The following is a 1,869-nucleotide window of genomic DNA, read 5'->3' as shown; positions in this document are numbered from 1 at the left end:
CTGGCCCTGGCGCATACGCTGGAGCTGGAGGTGATTGCCGAAGGGGTCGAAACCGAAGACCAGCAAAACATATTGGCCAGTCTGGGTTGCCATGCCTATCAAGGCTATTTCTTCGGCCGGCCGCTGGCAGTCGCACAATTCGACCATGCGCATCTGCCGCAGACAAAACAGGGCGTACCGGTATCATGATCAGTTAATGCCGGCAGAATTAAATGCCGGCATATATAGTTCATGAATGCTGAAAATCCTCCCGCCCCGTGTCGACGGCGTCTCGCCCTGGTTGCCCTGGCTCGCTGCCATCAGCCTGTTTATGGAGACGCTGGACGCCACCATCCTCAATACGGCCCTGCCCTCCATGGCGGCCAGTCTGGGCGAAAGCCCGCTGGTGATGCAATCGGTGCTGGTGGCTTATGTACTGACGCTGGCGGTACTGGTGCCCTTGTCCGGCTGGATAGCCGACTGCTTCGGCACCCGTCGCGCCTTTATCTGCGCCATCCTGCTGTTTACCACTGGCTCCATCTTGTGTGCCGCTGCACAAACACTGCCGCAGATGATCGCCTGCCGCATTTTGCAGGGGATGGGGGGCGCACTGATGCTGCCCACCGGATGTCTGGCCATACTCAAGAGCTATCCCGACAGGAATACACGGATGGAGGTGCTGAACTTTATAGCCCTGCCCGGCCTGATAGGCCCGGCACTCGGCCCTTCGCTGGGGGGCCTGATCGTCCAGTACAGTAGCTGGCATTGGATTTTCTTAGTCAATGTGCCGATCGGCCTGCTCGGACTGCTGCTTGCCTACCGGCATATGCCGCAGCTGTCCGACCCCGCCGCCCGCATAGATATCCCCGGCTACCTGCTGTTTGCTGGTGGTGTGCTGCTGGTTTCCTATGCGCTAGAGCTATTCGGCGAACACAAACTGTCGGTGTTGACAGCGCTGGCCATGATCACGGCCGGTCTGGTTTCGTTCCTGCTGTATATCTGCCACGCCAAGCGGCATCACGCCCCCTTGTTTCCACTCGCCATTTTCCGCAACCGCATCTTTAGTGTCGGTATTCTTGGCAATCTGGTAGTGCGCCTAGGCTCCAGCGGCATTCCGCTGTTGCTGCCTCTGTTTCTGCAATTGGCTTTTCTATACTCGCCGGCCCACGCCGGCCTGTTATTGATGCCCATCGCTGGCGCGGCACTACTGGTTAAACCAGCGGTGGTGCCATTGATCAAGCGCTTCGGCAGCTTCCATGTACTGATGGTAAGCAATAGCGGCGTAGGCGCTGCCATCATGGCGCTAGCGCTGGTCGGGCCCGACACCAGCAATCTGTACTTTGTACTGGTACTGCTGCTCTTCGGTGCCTGCATCTCGCTACAGTTTTCGACCCTGAATTCCACGGCGCTCGCCTGCCTGCCTCCCGAACAAACCAGTGCCGGCAATATGCTGCTCTCTACCTCCATTCAGCTAGCATTGAGCATGGGCCTAACCTGCGCCATCATGATACTGTCGCTTTTTCTCGGACAAAGCTTTCGTCCCGACACCAGCGCGACCTTTACTGCCTACCGCTATACCTTCATGACACTGGCCATCATGACCTGGGCCAGCAGTGTGGTCTTTCTACTGATACGCAAACCGGTGGCCACAAAAAAAACCGGCATAAGCCCGGCTGCGTTCAACACACCATCCTCAAGATGATGGCCCTGAAAGCACACGGCATCATGTGTTGCGCTGGATGACTTTGGTGCCGGCTACTCGTCGCTGGCTTACCTCAAGCGCCTGCCTCTGGACCCGCTCAAGATAGACTCGCGCTTTGCTTTGTCCGCGACCTGCGCCCGGAAGACCACGACGTCGCCATCGTACGCACCATTACTGGCCCTGGCGCA

At 58.2% G+C, this 1,869-nt stretch carries 3 protein-coding genes; all 3 read left to right on the top strand.

Annotated features, from left to right (window positions below; genetic code table 11):
* Positions 1 to 189, top strand: a 189-nt coding sequence (locus ACRC1E_RS07595) for an EAL domain-containing protein (protein ID WP_438514500.1), incomplete at its 5' end; no start/stop codon positions are given.
* A gap of 46 nt (positions 190 to 235) precedes the next feature.
* Positions 236 to 1,681, top strand: coding sequence for an MFS transporter (locus ACRC1E_RS07590; RefSeq protein ID WP_438514499.1), 1,446 nt, complete (start codon positions 236 to 238; stop codon positions 1,679 to 1,681).
* Between the two features lie 33 nt (positions 1,682 to 1,714).
* Positions 1,715 to 1,869, top strand: a 155-nt coding sequence (locus tag ACRC1E_RS07585; RefSeq protein WP_438514501.1) for an EAL domain-containing protein, incomplete at its 3' end; no start/stop codon positions are given.

This window comes from Craterilacuibacter sp. (assembly GCF_051659485.1).
Classification (GTDB): domain Bacteria; phylum Pseudomonadota; class Gammaproteobacteria; order Burkholderiales; family Chromobacteriaceae; genus Craterilacuibacter.
Note: the sequence above shows the minus strand (reverse complement) of the source record. Positions and strands in the feature narration are given on the sequence as shown.